Raw genomic sequence first — 15,406 nt, 5'->3', positions numbered from 1 at the left:
TCTAGTAAGTATTGATTATGTTAAAAACACAACAAATTTGGTAAACAAGCGCAAAAAAAATATTTCAGAGAATTTAGATACTAGTTTTGAGTATGTTTAATTTAAAAAAATATACACTATGATATCATTATCCATTATTCAATCACAAAATCCAATTCTTTTTTTTCAATTTTTCCAACGTTTAGAGGAAGGAGGGATGTTTTTTATGTTTCCAATTTTAATAATGTTATTACTAGTATTTTTTTTAATTGTTAAAGCAATCATTTCGATTCGTAAAAATCATGTAGGACTTAATAAGAATATTCAATTACTAAATTCGATTGGTCTTTTTTCTGTAGTATGGGGTATGCTTGGACAACTTATCGGTATTGTTGGTATGTTTGACAAAATGGAGGCAATTAGTGAAATATCTTCTGATGTTTTTGCAGGAGGATTAAAAGTATCCGCACTTCCTCCAATTTTTGGTTTTTGTGTATTTATAATTTCTAGAGCGGCTTCTATAGTATTTACTTGGATTAGTAAAGAATCCGAATAAATAACAGTAACCTTACCTACCAAAAATAGTATAACCTCACTAGGTTATCAATATCAAAAACACTTAATAAACATGATGTTATTATAGATCAAAATGTTTTTTGATCAGGTATTAACGTGTGTTATTTTTCAAACAAATAAATAAGATAGATATGATTAGAAAAGTAATAATAACAGTTCTTTTGATAAACATTGTGACCATACAGGCACAAACATTTAATAAATCTACATTAGACAGTTTTTTTGAATTATTGGATGCTAATGATAAAGGTATGGGAAGCATTTCTATTTATAGACAAGGAAAAGAAATCTATAAAAATTCCATTGGTTATCTTGATTTAGCACATAAAACAAAGGCAAATTCTGAGACGATATATAGAATTGGGTCTATTACAAAAACTTTTACAGCAACAATAATCATGCAATTAATAGAAGATAATAAGTTGGATTTAGAAACCTTATTAAGTGATTATTTCCCAAAAGTTTCTAATGCTGATAAAATAACAATTGGACATATGTTGCGTCATCGTAGCGGTTTATTTAATTTAACAGAGGATGAAGATTTTATGAAATGGATGATTGTACCTAATACTAGAAAACAGATGATAGATAGATTGTTGAAAAAAGAAGGGAGTTTTGAACCTGGAGAAAAGACAGCATATTCTAACACGAATTATTTGTTACTCTCGTACATCGCCGAAGAAATTGAAGGTAAAACATATTCAGAAATTTTGCAGTCGAAAATAATACAACCTTTAGGTCTAAAAAGAACTGCTTATGGAAAAAATATTGATACAAGTAACAATGAAGCTCTTTCTTATGTTAAGAATGGTAATAAGTGGGTTAAAATAGAAAAACATACAGATATGAGCGTACCGATAGGAGCTGGAGCAATAGTATCTACACCAACAGAGGTTAATATTTTTTACAATAGTTTATTTTCTGGGAAACTAGTATCAAATGCCTCTTTAGAAATTATGATGGATACATCTACAGGAATGGGAATCGGTCTAGGAGGAGAGACCTTTTTTGGAAAACAAGCCTATGGTCATAATGGAGGTATTGATGGTTTCCAATCCCTTACAATGTACCTGCCAGAGGAAAAAATAGTGGTTTCTTATATAGGTAATGGAGTAGTAATGTCACCAAATAATTGTATTGTAAATGTATTAAAAAGCTATTATGATCAGGATTATAAACTTCCAGTGTTTAATGCACCATTAGAGTTTGCTACAGAAGAATTGGATGTTTTTTTAGGGGTTTATATTAGCAAGTCCTTCCCTTTTCAAATTACTTTTACAAAAGAAAATACAACGTTGATTGCCAGTGCTAAAGATGGTCCTACATTTCCATTAGTTGGATATCAGAAGAATGGATTTAAATCAGATAGAGCAGGAGCGACTATTAACTTTAATACAGATGAAAGTACAATGGTATTAGAGTTAAATGGAAATAAAGTATCTTTTAAAAGAAAATAAATAATATAAAAAAAACCTCTGTTTCTCTAGTTACAATAATAAACAGAGGTTTTTCTATTATTTATGTGATCCATCGCAATATGGTGGGTTACTAGTTAATTTACAGGTACATAAATATGCTTCCTTTGCTTCTTCCACAGTGAAAATAGTTGGAGGAGTGCCTCCAGTTGTTTTATGCGCTCCGTTACAAAAAGGTTGGTTTTCACTATGACCACAGGTACACCAGGCGTAATTTTTATTAGCTTCTAATTGACAAGGAACTGGTGAGTCACCACCTCGTATGTTATTCTCCATAATCTTAATTATTTTGATATTAAAATTATTAATTCCTAAATTAAGATTGATTTTAAATTAAGAATGTTTAAATAATCTTCTTTTAATGCTGTTTTAGGAGTGTCATCAGATTATTTAAAGTATTTTTATGTAGAATTAAAGTTCTTTAGATAAAATTTTATATCAACCAATATAGGTTTTGCTTAATTGTGAATTAATAGGGAATCGTGTGAGAATCACGAGCTGTCGCGCAACTGTAAGTAACCATATAGTTTTTATCAATTTATATCCACTGTTTTATTATAAAAAATGGGAAGGATGATAAAAATGTTATAAGTCAGGAGACCTGCCTATTATTGAATTGACTATGCTTTCGCGAATTGAAGTTTTGGTTAAGTTTGATGCACACTAAAAGGGTTTTTAACTTTTTTTGGTGATATAACTATATGCATTATTTTAATTCTCTTCATTTCTATAAGCACACTAATTTATACAAAGAGCTTTAAAAATTAATATTAATTTTTAAAAGTTTAAAGTTATGCTTACACACAATCTTGGCTATCCGCGTATTGGTAGCGAAAGGGAATTAAAAAAAGTTTCAGAACAATATTGGTCTGGAAAAACTAGTAGGAAGAATTTACTACAGGTAGGAAAAAACATCCGAAAAGAGAATTGGTTATTACAAAAAGAAGCAGGTATAGATTTAATACCGTCTAATGATTTTTCATTTTATGATCAAGTTTTAGATATGTCATTGATGGTTGGAGCGATCCCCAAAAGATATCAGAGCCTATTAGTTAATAAGCTTAGTTATTTAGACTTGTATTTTGCAATGGCTAGAGGATATCAAAAGGATAGTTATGATATTACAGCGATGGAAATGACAAAATGGTTTGATACTAACTATCATTATATTGTTCCAGAGTTTTATAAAAATCAAGAGTTTACCTTGTCTTCTACGAAAGTAATTGATGAGTTTTATGAAGCAAAAGAAATTGGTATACAAACAAAACCAGTATTAATTGGTCCTGTGTCTTATCTGTTATTAGGAAAAGCAAAAGGAGAAAGTTTTGAAACAATTGATCTAGTGGATAAGTTAATACCAGTATATATAGATTTAATAAAGAAATTGGTTTCTTTAGGGGTTGAATGGATACAATTCGATGAGCCTTTTTTAGCACTTGATCTAACCAAAAAAGAGAAAGAAGTATACAAACAAGCATATCTTAAATTAAAAAGCTCTTTTCCGGATTTAAAAATAATGATAGCAACCTATTTTGAGAGTATCCAAGATAATTTAGAATTAATAGCAAATAAACTTCTTATTGATGCGATTCATATTGATTTAGTCAAGTGTCCAGAACAATTAGATAGTGTATTGGATAGTATTCCCGAACGGATACATCTTTCATTAGGGGTTGTAGATGGAAGAAATATATGGAAAAACAATTATCAAGAGTCATTATCATATATAAATAGAGCGAAAGAAAAGAGAGAAGAAAACACTATTTTGATAGCACCTTCTTGTTCATTACTTCATTCACCATGTGACTTAGATTTAGAAGCAAATAATGAGAAATTATCCTTAGAGGTTAAAGACTGGTTATCTTTTGCAAAACAAAAATTAAAAGAAGTAGTTACTTTAAAGGAGGTTACTCTTTTAGAAAAAGAAGATAAAGTATTTGAAGAATTAGAAAAAAACATAATTTCTCATGCGAATAGGAGTAGTTCAGAAAGAATTCATAATTCAGAGGTTGATGAAAAAGTCAAAGCAATTTCGAAGCAGGATATAGTAAGAAAAAATTCTTTTAACCTTCGTAAAGAAGTGCAACATAAAAATTTAAACCTACCTGTTTTCCCAACTACGACTATTGGATCGTTTCCACAAACAAAAAAAGTAAGAAGTTGGAGATATCAATATAAAAAAGGAAATATTTCTTTAATGCAGTACGAAGAATACATAAAAGAAGAAATCATAAAAGTAATTCGTTGGCAAGAAGAAATAGGGTTAGATGTTTTAGTTCACGGGGAGTTTGAGCGTAATGATATGGTAGAATATTTTGGAGAAAAGCTAGATGGTTTTACTTTTACTAAATTCGGTTGGGTCCAGAGTTATGGATCTCGTTGTGTAAAACCTCCTATTATTTATGGTAGTGTAAAGAGACCAAATCCAATGACGATAGATTGGACTTTATTCGCACAATCATTAACTTCAAAACCGGTAAAAGGCATGCTTACAGGGCCTGTAACTATTTTGCAATGGTCTTTTGTAAGAAATGATCAACCTGAATCTATAACTTGTAATGAGATAGCTTTAGCGATAAGAGATGAGGTAAAGGATTTAGAAGATAATGGGATTAATATAATTCAGATTGATGAACCAGCATTAAGAGAAGGTCTTCCTTTAAAGAGTAAATATCATAGTGATTATTTTGAATGGGCAATTCAATCATTTAAAATTGCCTCATCTATAGTATCCAATACTACACAAATACATACCCATATGTGTTATTCTGAATTTAATGATATTATTGATCAAATAGCAAATTTAGATGCAGACGTAATAACAATTGAATGCTCTAGATCTCAAATGGAGTTGTTGGATGCTTTCGCAGATTATAAATATCCTAATGAAATAGGACCAGGCGTTTATGATATTCATGCGCCAAGAGTTCCTCATAAAGATGAGATTATAGAATTAATGCATAAAGCACAAAAATACCTTCCTGTGGATCAATTATGGATCAATCCAGATTGTGGATTAAAAACCCGTGGTTGGGAAGAAACAGAAAAAGCTCTTAAAACTATGGTAGGTGCTGCTAAACAATTGAGGAAAGAAGCGTTACAAGCGGTTTAGTTCTTTTTAGTCAGAAGTAATCTTAATCAAAAAATGGCCTCCTAAAAAAGGAGGCCTTGTTATTTAATCAATTTTGTATCGGGAAAAGCAGCTTTGTATCCAAACCAAAACGCATTATGTGTAGGTAAACGATATGCTATTTCTTTAGTTTTATTATTTTCTAAACGATCTTCATATATGGTCCAGGTATTTCCCTTTTGATCGGTAGCGGTAGATTGCTTATTATAGGAGATAAATTTAGTTTTTGCTGTGAAGTATACTCTATGTGATCCACTTTTATCCGTAAATACAGTAATGTTTTTATTATTAATTTGATTTTGATATATGTTGTTTTTCTTAAGAAATTTAGAAGAAATTGCAATGTTTTCATCAGTTTCAGTAGGTAATCTTATTGCTAGTATTTCTTGTTTGTTTTTTAATCGTTTATCTTTTTTGGGAACGGAAAACATTAGTTGATCTGTTGAAAAATAGTTTTTATAAGCAACACCTTCTCCATAATCTCTTTTATGGCCAGTTTGTAAAGATAAAACGGTAGTATTAGGATGTCGCTTTTTCCAAGCTCCCCAGGTTGTAGTAACTACACTTAAGTATTCTAGTTCAATTCTTTTTTCTACTAATGGTCCTATAACAGGCTTTCCCCAAAGAGTATTCCAAAGAGATTGTGTTTTTTGATCATACATTAGTTTGTTTGATCTATAGAGAAAGCCACTGGTTCCCATTTGATATTGGATACCATCTTTTTCGGTTTTGTATAGAATAACAGTTCCGCAAAGTGTACAATATACCCCAGCAACAGGAGTATCTCCAACTGTGTCAGTAAACATTTCATGCCAAGCTAGAATGCGTTTAGGATATGCTCGGACATCTCCATTAACAGAAATACCAAAAACAATATCATTGTTGTTAAGATATCTTGCGTTATTTGCACTAATCATTTTAGGGTTTCTAAGTGGCGGAATTCCGTCTTGTATAACACCTCCCCATCGAACCTCATCTAATCTAATAGTAGATAAATTTTCACGATTTAAAAAATAAGTATTAAATCGACTATCTAATGATTTGTGCAATGCTGCTTTAAAGGAATAGTATTCTTTGGTATATGTAGGTTTTTTATTCCAGATATATTGATACCATTTATTAAAATCATATCCATAATTTTTTCTAGTTTTTTTATTTAGAATATTAAATAATTTAAAAGTAGTTGATTGATGGTTAAGGAAATAAAGAGATTCTATAGCTAGAATCTCAAAACTTTCTGACCAGTTAGTTTCAATATGTTTTATAGCAAGCTTGTGTACTTTGGGGTTTGTTGATGTAAACAAGTCTAAAAAATATTGATGATCCTCTTTGGGAACTTTCTTTAGTGTCCTTTGTTGAGATATTAGAATGTTATGACTTAATAAAACAAGTAATATTATAAATATATTTTTCATCGGACCAATTTTCTAAATCAGTCGCATGAATTAGTTAATCACGACAAGTTTTGATAAATTTTAGTATTTATGTTCTTATGTATTATATGTTAGATTATCAATAGGTGTATTTAGACACTTTTTAATGCATCGGAGGCAAGTATATCTAATGTTCTCTTTGTGCCTAATAATGTAAGCCTATACAGGTAATAATATTTAGCGTTTTATATGTAATATTTTAGATTCTAGCCTGATAAGTGTATAAATCAAAATATCTTCCTTCTGCTTGGATAAGTTCTTCATGAGTTCCTCTTTCTGCAATACCTCCTGATTCAATAACCAAAATTTGATCCGCTTTTTTGATAGTACTTAATCTATGAGCTATTACAAATGTCGTTCGACCTTTCATTAATTCGTTTAAACTTTTTTGAATCAGCGCTTCACTTTCAGTGTCTAAATTGGATGTAGCCTCATCTAAAATAATGATTTTTGGATCTGCAAGAATAGCACGTGCTATAGCTATACGTTGTCTTTGACCACCAGATAATTTAACTCCTCGTTCGCCTATCAACGTATCCAGCCCGTCATCAAATCGATCAGTAAACTCATTTACATAAGCAGCTTTTACCGCTTGCTGTAATTCCTCTTCAGTAGCATTAGGTCTCGGAAAAAGAATATTATCTCTAATACTACCTTCAAATAAGAATTCGTCTTGCAATACTACTCCTAGGTTACGACGATAACTGCTAAGGTTCACTTTAGAAATATCGTGACTATCTATTGTGATAAGACCAGATTTTGGATTAAGGAAAGTAGCAGATAAGCCCGCAATTGTAGATTTACCAGAACCAGAGCTTCCTACTAAAGCGGTAACCGAACCAGAAGATGCTTTAAAACTAATGTTATGTAGTACCTCTTTTCCTTCTTCGTATGAAAAGGATACATTATCAAAAATAATATCTCCTTTTATATTTTCGAGTTTGATCGTTCGATTTTTTTCATCTTCTTCAGGGTCCATATTCATTAACTCTTCCGTTCTATCCAAACCTGCTAATGCTTCTGTAAGTTGTGATCCTATGTTGCTCATTTGAACAATAGGAGCAATCATAAAAGCCAAATACATAGTGAAAGATAGAAATTGACCAGCAGTCATAGTTCCTTCCATCATATAATAACCACCAATACCCATAATTCCTGTAGAGGCAATACCAGCTAACAAAAAAGTAGAAGAACTGGTCATTAATGCAGTTGCAGTCAAACTCTTTTTTACATTTTGAAACAGTCGATCAACACCTTCTTCGAAAACCTTACTTTCTTGTTCTTCTGCACCAAAGCCTTTAATAACTCTAACACCAGCAAGTGTTTCTGTTAATCTTCCTTTCACTTCGGCATTAATAACACCTCTTTTCCTGAAAATAGGGCGGATATATTTAAAGGCTTTTAGAGCTACAATACCAAATAAAGTTATAGGAATAAGAACAAAAAGAGTCATCCATCCGTTGATGTCAACAAGTAAGACTACAGATACAATTGCTGTAAATATACCACCAACTAGTTGAACCAAACCAGTTCCGATCAAATTACGAACCCCTTCTACATCACTCATTATTCTAGATACTAAAGCACCGGATTTAGTATTGTCAAAGAAGCTGATTGGTAGGGAGAGTACTTTTTTCTGAACCTGAGCTCTAAGCTCAGAAATCAGATATTGAGCCTGTACACTTAAAACTCTAGTTAGTAAAAATGATGTAGTTGCCTGGATTAATATTGCAGAACCCACAATGATAAGTAATTCATACAATTGTCCCATATCTTTACTTGGAACGACGTCATCTAATAAAGTTTTACTTTTCCAGGGTAATATTAAACCGGCAACTCGATTAAAAAAAATTAATATTAACCCTATAAAAACTAAACCACGTCTGGGCCAAATAATAGTTTTAAATGCTTGTAAAATAGTAACTTTTGGTTTCTTTTTATCGTTGGAAGTGTTATTGCTTTGGAATTCTCTCATAAGTTAGTTTTCGGCATTAAAAAGGGAAATAGTATAGTCCAAAAGGCTTTGGTCTCCATATGAACCATGTCCAGGAATTACAACTTCGATATTAGGATACGCTTTTTTTATTTTACGAACAGTGTTTGACCATTCTGAAACATTGGCATCCAGAAGGTTTCCTTTCGAAGCTTTCAGGCTTTTTATCATACATCCACCAAAAAGAATTTGATCTTCAGGAAAATAGGAAACGATATTGTCTTTGCTATGCGCTTCACCAAAAAAGGTATTTACAATTTTTTTGTTTCCAACGTTTAAAATCAATTCATTTTCGAAGACTTCGTCCGGTTGATTATATTTCTTTTCTAACATTAAATTAGCTGTCTTTTTTGATGCAATAGATGGAATACCATATTTCTTAAAGACATCCATCCCTTCATTACAATCTCTATGAAAGTGATTAAAGACAACTCCCTTTATTGTTGTGTTTTTTTCTTTTTGTAGCCAGTTTATTAATTGTTTAGAAGCAACGTCATTAGCAGGAGTATCAAATACGTATGCTTCGTCATCATTTAGGAATATAAAGCCATTGCTATCATATTGCTTGCCATTATCTAGAAAAATTTTAGAAATATGAACATAGCTATGATCATTTATTTTGGCAAGCTTTAAGTTATCAGAAACTTTTATTAGATCCCCTTCTTCTTTAGGCTTACAGGACATAATAAATACAAGTAATATATAAGTGATCGATTTTATATGCTGTCTAGTCATGTATTTAAAAGGACTTTTTTCTTTTTAAAAAACGCATAGCTAATATATAAATACCTGACGGAATTCCGATCCATACTAATTCACTTAACAATACTTTAATGCCCCAAGTACTAAAGAATTTACTAGCTCCAATGGGTGATACTTGTATCGGTTTCCATGGTAAAAAGTATCTTGTATTATCAAAAGGTGAAAAGAAAGCAATACCTAAACCACCAGAGGTCATAGCATCCAAAACTCCATGTGAAGCAGTACAAATAGTAAAATAGAGTATAAGAAATATTCCAGTTCTGGAGTTTAGTTTTTTATTATAAAATAGTGCTGTTATTAAAAAGCCAAGGATTAATGCAAATACAAGCGAATGGGAAAACCCTCGATGCCCCCAAAAATCTTCATAGGCTATTCCGAATTTAAAACCAACTACATCAGCGTCCGGGAGTATAGCGCAGAGCATACCTAATCCCCAAAGCTTAAATGTTCCTAATTCTTTATTGAAACTTTTTCCAAAAGCATAGGCTGTTAATGCATGTCCAAATACTGAAGCCATTAATTATTTGTTATATATTGAAAAGGGATATTCCATTTGGAGTTATGTTCTTTGTCTTCGTAGTTTTTTTTAATTGTAATTATCTGTTCACCTTCCTCAATATCTGAAAGCTTTATATAAGCCAAAACACCAAATTGATTTGTTCGAGGGTGATAATATTTTCGATATTTCGGAGTAAGTTTTATGTTATTTAGAAAAACTTCATTGTATAAATGATAACAATTGAGATAATTAATCTTGTTGTTTAAACTGTTTTCTTTTTTTGAAATACTATCATTATTCTCAAAGTCAGGGCAAGTATTTTTTCTTATTGTTTTTTCGTGTTCAAATATTGGGATAAACAATTTTAAAACTTTTTTTTCTATGATATCTGATTTAATTTCTGGAGTTAATAGAAAGTCTATATTTTTATTTTCGGTTTCATAATAACCGGCGTAGTTTTTTGTACTATCGAAATAATAACTTGTTTTGGCCAGATATAGAATATTAGTATTAGAAATTTGATAAGAAGCAACAAAAATTCCGGATAGTACAAACAAAATAACATAGCGAATTAGCGCTTTATTTTGTTTGAAATTAGAAGCAAAACTCATGGTGATCTGCAATAGATACTTATAAAGTGGCCCTAATATTATGATAGAAGTTAGTTTCACAATTTTGAAAAGCCATATTTGCATTTTTTCATTTTGCTTATATTTTTTTAAATTGGCAACCATTACAAATATTGATTGAAATAATGCTAAAAAAAGTGAAGCTATTGCTGGAATTAGAGCGATACTAGGAGGTATGAATTTTACAAGAAAGTTATAAAGAAATAAATAGAAAGTAGTGAGTACTGCCAAATAGGTATAGATGAGTAAGATTGCAAAAGCAGCAGAAAAGGTTACACTACATAAATCATCTATTTTTTGAATAGAATCCTTTAATTTAGGTAGAATAGCTAATATTCTTTTAGTGTAAATTTCTGAATATACACTATCTTTTAGACTATAATCTGGGAATACTGAGTTTAATCCTACTAATCCAATCCAATAAGCTCTTAGTAAAAAATGAATTACAAACATGGATACTAGAATACTCACGGCTAAAAGTCCCATAAATGATATGAAATAACCAACAATATATTGTTCTGGGACTAACCAATCAATAAACATATTTGTTACCCAATTAATAACTTTAAATAATTGGAATGTACCAAAAATTGCTATTGCAGAGACTAATAGCTCAGCTTCCCAACTTTCATCTTTTAATCGTTGTAACCAATTATTAGGATTTTTAGGAGGCAAATTTTCACTGTTAGTTTCATTCATACAATCATCATTTATTTAATCATATTGGTTTATAGGAATTCATTAATTTTCTTTCAAGAAATTATTTTTTCTTTTTTTTATGTTTCAGGTTAAAAGTTTTATCACCTTTCGTTTTCGGTTTTTTATACTTCTTTTTGATTTCTCTTTTATACTTTCCTCCTAAATTGACTTTACTATTTTTTGCAGATTTCTCGTGAAATGCAGCACCAGCTTCATCATCATTAGGACGTTTGTGAGGATTGTATATTTCTTTAACTTTAGGTTGTTCTTCAGGTGTCAATTGATCGGATACTTCTATCGAATCAGGCAGAGGTAGTTGTGCTATTTCCATCTCCATTAACCCTTCAATTGCATCTAAGAACTCTTCTTCTTTTTCTGTAGTAAGAACAAAGGAAACTCCTTCTTTTTCTGCTCTACCAGTTCTACCAATTCTATGCATATAGTTTTCTGGATATTCAGGCGTATCTAAGTTGATTACTTGACTTACATTCTCTATATCTAATCCTCGGGCCATTACATCCGTAGCAATAAGAATTCTATTTTCACCCTTTCTAAATTGCTCAATACTTCTTAGTCGATAGTTCTGTGTTTTATTAGAGTGTATGATACAAATTTCTTCTTTGTATTTTTTTTCTAATGCTTCGAATAAACGATCAGCTATCTTTTTATACCCGACAAATATTAATGTTTTATGGTAAGTTTCTTTATCAGCTAATAAGTGTTCTAATAGGTTTACTTTGGTATAGAAATTTGGAACTTTATATCCAAATTGTTTAATATTTTCTAAAGGAGTACCACTTTTGGCAACTGATATTTTTTTAGGATCTCGGAATATCTCAGAAATCATTTTATCCACTTCTTCCGTCATAGTCGCGGAAAACATGATGTTTTGACGCTGTTGAGGTAGTATATCGAAAATATTCATTAATTGATGTCTAAAACCAAGATCTAACATTACATCGACTTCATCTATCACTATTTTTTGAATAGATTTTAGCTGTAATGCTCTACTTACTGCTAGATCATATAAACGTCCAGGCGTAGCTACTACGATATCTAAACCTTCTGATACTGCTTGTTTTTGAGTATTAATATTTGTCCCTCCATATACTCCGGTAACTCTAACATTAATATATGTAGAAAGTTTTTGAATTTCATCAACTACCTGAACTACCAATTCTCTTGTTGGAACTAATACTAAAACTCGTGGATTTTGTTGTACCGAATATTTTAGCATTCTTAAAATAGGTAACATATAAGCATATGTCTTACCAGTTCCCGTTTGTGCAATTCCTACAACGTCTTTTCCTGACATTACTACAGAAAATGCTTGCTCCTGAATAGGAGTAGGGGTTTTAAACTCCAAGTCATCCAATGCATTTAGGAGTTGTGTACTTAAATTTAGATCTCTAAAAGTCACTATTATACTAATTTTATACGCGAAAGTAATTTATTTGATATCAATAAATAACAATACACGAATAATATAATATTTTTAATCTTATAATTGGACTTAAAATTTTGTATTTCGTGCCCTTAGGATAAACGACTCAGTTAATATATACAAGTATTTTGAGATAGTGATTTCTTTTAAAACCGTATCTTTATCTACTTTTTGGTAATATGGCAGAACTAATAAAATTATATAACGAGAATCCTCATCCTCGTGAAGTGCAAAAGGTTGTTGATAGCCTAAGAAGTGGTGGATTAGTAATTTATCCTACGGATACAGTATATGGTTTAGGTTGTGATATTACGAATAATAGAGCTTTAGAGCGTATTGCAAAAATTAAAGGAGTTAAGCTGGCTAAAGCGAACTTTTCATTTATTTGTAGTGATCTTAGCAATTTATCGGATTATGTAAAGCAAATAGATAATAGCACATTTAAATTGTTAAAGAGAACACTTCCAGGTCCTTATACATATATACTTCCCGGAAGTAATAACTTACCTACAGTTTTTAAAAAGAAAAGAACCGTTGGGATTCGAGTTCCAGATAATAATATTTGTAAAACTATAGTAGAAAATTTAGGGAATCCTATAGTATCTACATCTATTTATGACGAAGATGAAGTTATAGAATATACTACTGATCCAGAACTGATTTTAGAAAAATGGGATAATCTAGTAGATGTGGTTATAGATGGTGGATATGGTGGTAATATGGCATCTACCGTTATAGATCTTACTAGTGGAGAACCTGTTCTTGTACGAGAAGGAAAAGGGGCAATTGATATTATTTAAGAAACTACATATTTTAACTCATTTCTATAAGTACTAGGTGTTTTTCCTGAGAATTGTTTGAAAAGTTTATTAAAGTGTGAAAAATTACTAAATCCACTTTCATAACAAATATCTGTAATACTAGTTTGTTTTTCGTGTAACAACTTTGCAGCGTGTACTAATCTATATTCATTTACAAATTGAATAAAAGTTTTTCCAGTGTTTTTTTTGAAATATCTACAAAATCCTGGTACACTCATACTTACTTTATCGGCAATTTCCTCTAGTGGAATTGGTCTAGTAAATTCTTCTTGTACAAAATTAAAAATTAGATTAATCCGATTATTATCTTGCAAAGAGGTTTCAATTACAAAACCCTCTGCATTAAGAATAGAGTAGTCCTTAGTTTGTTGCATTTCTTTAAATACCTTCAATATCCCTAATAACCTATCAAATGGATCTAACATTTCTAAAGCTTCAATGCGGGCACCAATTCTACGTTTAGTATCTCCATGAAATACAATACCTTTTTTTGCCTGTTCTAGTAATTGATTTACTCCAGCCATTTCTGGGATATTAAAAAAAGAGTTTCCTAAAAAATCGGGTAACATTTGTATAATTGTTTCGCTCTTATTTAGGGTTAGACTGTCTGTAAAACCGCAATGAGGTAGATTAGAACCAATGAGCATTAAAGCTCCATTCCTATAGTAGGACATATGGCTACCTATTTGACGTTTTCCTGTACCCCCATTGACATATACAATTTCAATTTCGGGATGGTAATGCCAAATAGGGGCTTTGTTCATTTTTTCTTGAGAGAAGTTTTCATAAAAAAATGAACTACCAAACTCAGGAAGAATTTTTTCTAAAGAAGGTTTAATACTTTTTTTCATTTCGAGGGAATTTTCTCCGTATTAGATTTTTGTAAATATAAGATATTTAAAGTATTAATTTATTGTTAAATATGTAAAATCATATGTTAAATTAGCTTTAAGGGGGTTTTTATGATTTTTATAGGTTAATATAGAACATATATATGCAAAAATAGATGTATTTATAGACATATTCTCTGTCATATATTTGCAGTGTAAAATATTAACAACAACAAAAACCTTAAGTTATGAAGAGAGTTATTAACCTATGTTTGATTGCACTAGTAATCATTACAAGCAGCGTTGCTAACGCAGCAGGAAGAGTTTCAGTTGAGATCACTAATTCGTCGATGGTTAATGTATCATTGACAGAAGTTATAAAAGGAGAAAAATTATTCCTTAAGGATTACCACGGTGAAGTATTATTCAATGTTACTTTAGAAGCAACACCAAGTTATCAGAAGTACTTTAACCTAGGAAATGTACCAGATGGAGTGTATTTTGTAGAAACAGAAGCTGAATATGAAATAAAAGTAACCCCTTTATTAAAAAACCAAAAAGGAGTTTCATTGATTAACACGTCAGCAGTAACAGTATTTAAACCATTGGTTCGCGCAGAAAGTAAATTTATTAAAGTAATGTTTAATAATACTGAAAAGTCACCAGTTAATCTTACCATCTATGATAACGAGTTTAGAGTATTGGAAGAAGTAATAGGAAATGAAGAAGAAGTATTAAAAAGAACATATGATTTTTCTAAAATGCCTAAAGGAGAATATCAGTTTTACTTCGCATTAAAGGACAGAACGTTTATAAAGAAAGTTAGTATTTAATTGTTTTATTATTAACTCAACCACTTGAAAAGCAGCACTAACCACGCTGCTTTTTTCATTTTATATTTTGGTTAAAATAGCATAGATAATGGTCAATTTTGATGTTTTTATTCTATGCTATATAAAGTACCTTTAAAAGATAAATGAATCGATAAAAACGTATAATTATGAATAAAGTAGTAGAAGTTTATTTAGTAGTAGCAGCAATTTTTATAGTTTCTTTTTCTAATACAGTAAATGAGTTCTCTTTTGAAATAGAAGAGTTTTCTTTAGAAACGGATGAATTTTTAAATGGATAATACC

General features: G+C 30.6%; 14 protein-coding genes and 1 riboswitch. Of the genes, 6 read left to right on the top strand and 8 right to left on the bottom strand.

Annotated features, from left to right (window positions below; genetic code table 11):
- Positions 1-118 precede the first annotated feature (118 nt).
- Together J8L88_RS17890 and J8L88_RS17885 are read left to right on the top strand one after the other, a co-directional pair.
- A complete protein-coding gene (locus tag J8L88_RS17890) occupies positions 119-535 on the top strand; it encodes a MotA/TolQ/ExbB proton channel family protein (protein ID WP_051336166.1) in 417 nt (138 codons plus the stop codon).
- A gap of 151 nt (positions 536-686) precedes the next feature.
- A complete protein-coding gene (locus J8L88_RS17885) occupies positions 687-2,012 on the top strand; it encodes a serine hydrolase (RefSeq protein WP_211061471.1) in 1,326 nt (441 codons plus the stop codon).
- A gap of 57 nt (positions 2,013-2,069) precedes the next feature.
- Here J8L88_RS17885 and J8L88_RS17880 read toward each other — a convergent pair whose 3' ends face one another.
- Positions 2,070-2,306 carry a CDGSH iron-sulfur domain-containing protein gene (locus tag J8L88_RS17880; RefSeq protein WP_118385913.1) on the bottom strand — a complete coding sequence of 79 codons (237 nt, stop codon included), beginning with the start codon at positions 2,304-2,306 and terminating at the stop codon, positions 2,070-2,072.
- A gap of 156 nt (positions 2,307-2,462) precedes the next feature.
- A riboswitch (cobalamin riboswitch) is annotated at positions 2,463-2,654 on the top strand.
- A gap of 169 nt (positions 2,655-2,823) precedes the next feature.
- Here J8L88_RS17880 and metE point away from each other — a divergent pair.
- Positions 2,824-5,142 carry a 5-methyltetrahydropteroyltriglutamate--homocysteine S-methyltransferase gene (metE, locus tag J8L88_RS17875; protein ID WP_211061470.1) on the top strand — a complete coding sequence of 773 codons (2,319 nt, stop codon included), beginning with the start codon at positions 2,824-2,826 and terminating at the stop codon, positions 5,140-5,142.
- A 59-nt stretch (positions 5,143-5,201) separates the two neighbouring features.
- Here the strand turns inward: metE and J8L88_RS17870 are convergent, their stop codons facing one another.
- The 6 genes from J8L88_RS17870 to J8L88_RS17845 all read right to left on the bottom strand — a co-directional run bounded on the left by J8L88_RS17870 (position 5,202) and on the right by J8L88_RS17845 (position 12,595).
- The gene (locus tag J8L88_RS17870) at positions 5,202-6,575 is read right to left on the bottom strand and encodes a DUF3179 domain-containing protein (protein WP_211061469.1); all 1,374 of its coding nucleotides are present in this window, start codon (positions 6,573-6,575) and stop codon (positions 5,202-5,204) included.
- Positions 6,576-6,792: 217 nt separating this feature from the next.
- A complete protein-coding gene (locus J8L88_RS17865; protein WP_118385916.1) occupies positions 6,793-8,568 on the bottom strand; it encodes an ABC transporter ATP-binding protein in 1,776 nt (591 codons plus the stop codon).
- A 3-nt stretch (positions 8,569-8,571) separates the two neighbouring features.
- Positions 8,572-9,321 (bottom strand): subclass B1 metallo-beta-lactamase, encoded by a 750-nt coding sequence (gene bla, locus J8L88_RS17860; RefSeq protein WP_211061468.1) that lies wholly within the window; start codon positions 9,319-9,321, stop codon positions 8,572-8,574.
- Positions 9,322-9,325: 4 nt separating this feature from the next.
- Complete coding sequence (locus tag J8L88_RS17855; RefSeq protein ID WP_211061467.1) at positions 9,326-9,865, bottom strand: metal-dependent hydrolase; 540 nt, start codon at positions 9,863-9,865, stop codon at positions 9,326-9,328.
- On the bottom strand, positions 9,865-11,175 hold the full coding sequence (locus J8L88_RS17850) for a hypothetical protein (protein WP_211061466.1): 1,311 nt from the start codon (positions 11,173-11,175) through the stop codon (positions 9,865-9,867). Before J8L88_RS17850 ends, J8L88_RS17855 begins: the two co-directional genes overlap by 1 nt.
- Before the next feature lie 61 nt (positions 11,176-11,236).
- Positions 11,237-12,595: a DEAD/DEAH box helicase gene (locus J8L88_RS17845; RefSeq protein ID WP_211061465.1), complete on the bottom strand. Its 1,359-nt coding sequence runs from the start codon at positions 12,593-12,595 to the stop codon at positions 11,237-11,239.
- 203 nt (positions 12,596-12,798) lie between these two features.
- Here J8L88_RS17845 and J8L88_RS17840 point away from each other — a divergent pair, with 203 nt between their 5' ends.
- Positions 12,799-13,419: an L-threonylcarbamoyladenylate synthase gene (locus J8L88_RS17840; protein ID WP_027393648.1), complete on the top strand. Its 621-nt coding sequence runs from the start codon at positions 12,799-12,801 to the stop codon at positions 13,417-13,419.
- On the opposite strand, the gene J8L88_RS17835 is transcribed toward J8L88_RS17840, so the two are convergent.
- Positions 13,416-14,291 (bottom strand): AraC family transcriptional regulator, encoded by an 876-nt coding sequence (locus J8L88_RS17835; RefSeq protein ID WP_027393649.1) that lies wholly within the window; start codon positions 14,289-14,291, stop codon positions 13,416-13,418. The genes J8L88_RS17840 and J8L88_RS17835 overlap by 4 nt on opposite strands.
- Before the next feature lie 227 nt (positions 14,292-14,518).
- Between J8L88_RS17835 and J8L88_RS17830 the strand changes: the two genes are divergently transcribed.
- Both J8L88_RS17830 and J8L88_RS23685 read left to right on the top strand, forming a co-directional pair.
- The gene (locus tag J8L88_RS17830; RefSeq protein WP_035085634.1) at positions 14,519-15,103 is read left to right on the top strand and encodes a hypothetical protein; all 585 of its coding nucleotides are present in this window, start codon (positions 14,519-14,521) and stop codon (positions 15,101-15,103) included.
- Positions 15,104-15,270: 167 nt separating this feature from the next.
- The gene (locus J8L88_RS23685; RefSeq protein WP_255420148.1) at positions 15,271-15,402 is read left to right on the top strand and encodes a hypothetical protein; all 132 of its coding nucleotides are present in this window, start codon (positions 15,271-15,273) and stop codon (positions 15,400-15,402) included.
- Positions 15,403-15,406 lie beyond the last annotated feature (4 nt).

This window comes from Aquimarina sp. MMG015 (assembly GCF_018100855.1).
Taxonomy (GTDB): Bacteria; Bacteroidota; Bacteroidia; order Flavobacteriales; family Flavobacteriaceae; genus Aquimarina; species Aquimarina latercula.
This window is presented reverse-complemented; position numbering and strand designations above follow the sequence as displayed.

Excerpts from the sequence above, each read along its gene's own strand:
- J8L88_RS17890 (WP_051336166.1), top strand. The coding sequence starts at position 119 with ATGATATCATTATCCATTATTCAATCACAAAATCCAATTCTTTTTTTT.
- J8L88_RS17885 (WP_211061471.1), top strand. The coding sequence starts at position 687 with ATGATTAGAAAAGTAATAATAACAGTTCTTTTGATAAACATTGTGACC.
- J8L88_RS17880 (WP_118385913.1), bottom strand. The coding sequence starts at position 2,306 with ATGGAGAATAACATACGAGGTGGTGACTCACCAGTTCCTTGTCAATTA.
- metE (WP_211061470.1), top strand. The coding sequence starts at position 2,824 with ATGCTTACACACAATCTTGGCTATCCGCGTATTGGTAGCGAAAGGGAA.
- J8L88_RS17870 (WP_211061469.1), bottom strand. The coding sequence starts at position 6,575 with ATGAAAAATATATTTATAATATTACTTGTTTTATTAAGTCATAACATT.
- J8L88_RS17865 (WP_118385916.1), bottom strand. The coding sequence starts at position 8,568 with ATGAGAGAATTCCAAAGCAATAACACTTCCAACGATAAAAAGAAACCA.
- bla (WP_211061468.1), bottom strand. The coding sequence starts at position 9,321 with ATGACTAGACAGCATATAAAATCGATCACTTATATATTACTTGTATTT.
- J8L88_RS17855 (WP_211061467.1), bottom strand. The coding sequence starts at position 9,865 with ATGGCTTCAGTATTTGGACATGCATTAACAGCCTATGCTTTTGGAAAA.
- J8L88_RS17850 (WP_211061466.1), bottom strand. The coding sequence starts at position 11,175 with ATGAATGAAACTAACAGTGAAAATTTGCCTCCTAAAAATCCTAATAAT.
- J8L88_RS17840 (WP_027393648.1), top strand. The coding sequence starts at position 12,799 with ATGGCAGAACTAATAAAATTATATAACGAGAATCCTCATCCTCGTGAA.
- J8L88_RS17835 (WP_027393649.1), bottom strand. The coding sequence starts at position 14,291 with ATGAAAAAAAGTATTAAACCTTCTTTAGAAAAAATTCTTCCTGAGTTT.
- J8L88_RS17830 (WP_035085634.1), top strand. The coding sequence starts at position 14,519 with ATGAAGAGAGTTATTAACCTATGTTTGATTGCACTAGTAATCATTACA.
- J8L88_RS23685 (WP_255420148.1), top strand. The coding sequence starts at position 15,271 with ATGAATAAAGTAGTAGAAGTTTATTTAGTAGTAGCAGCAATTTTTATA.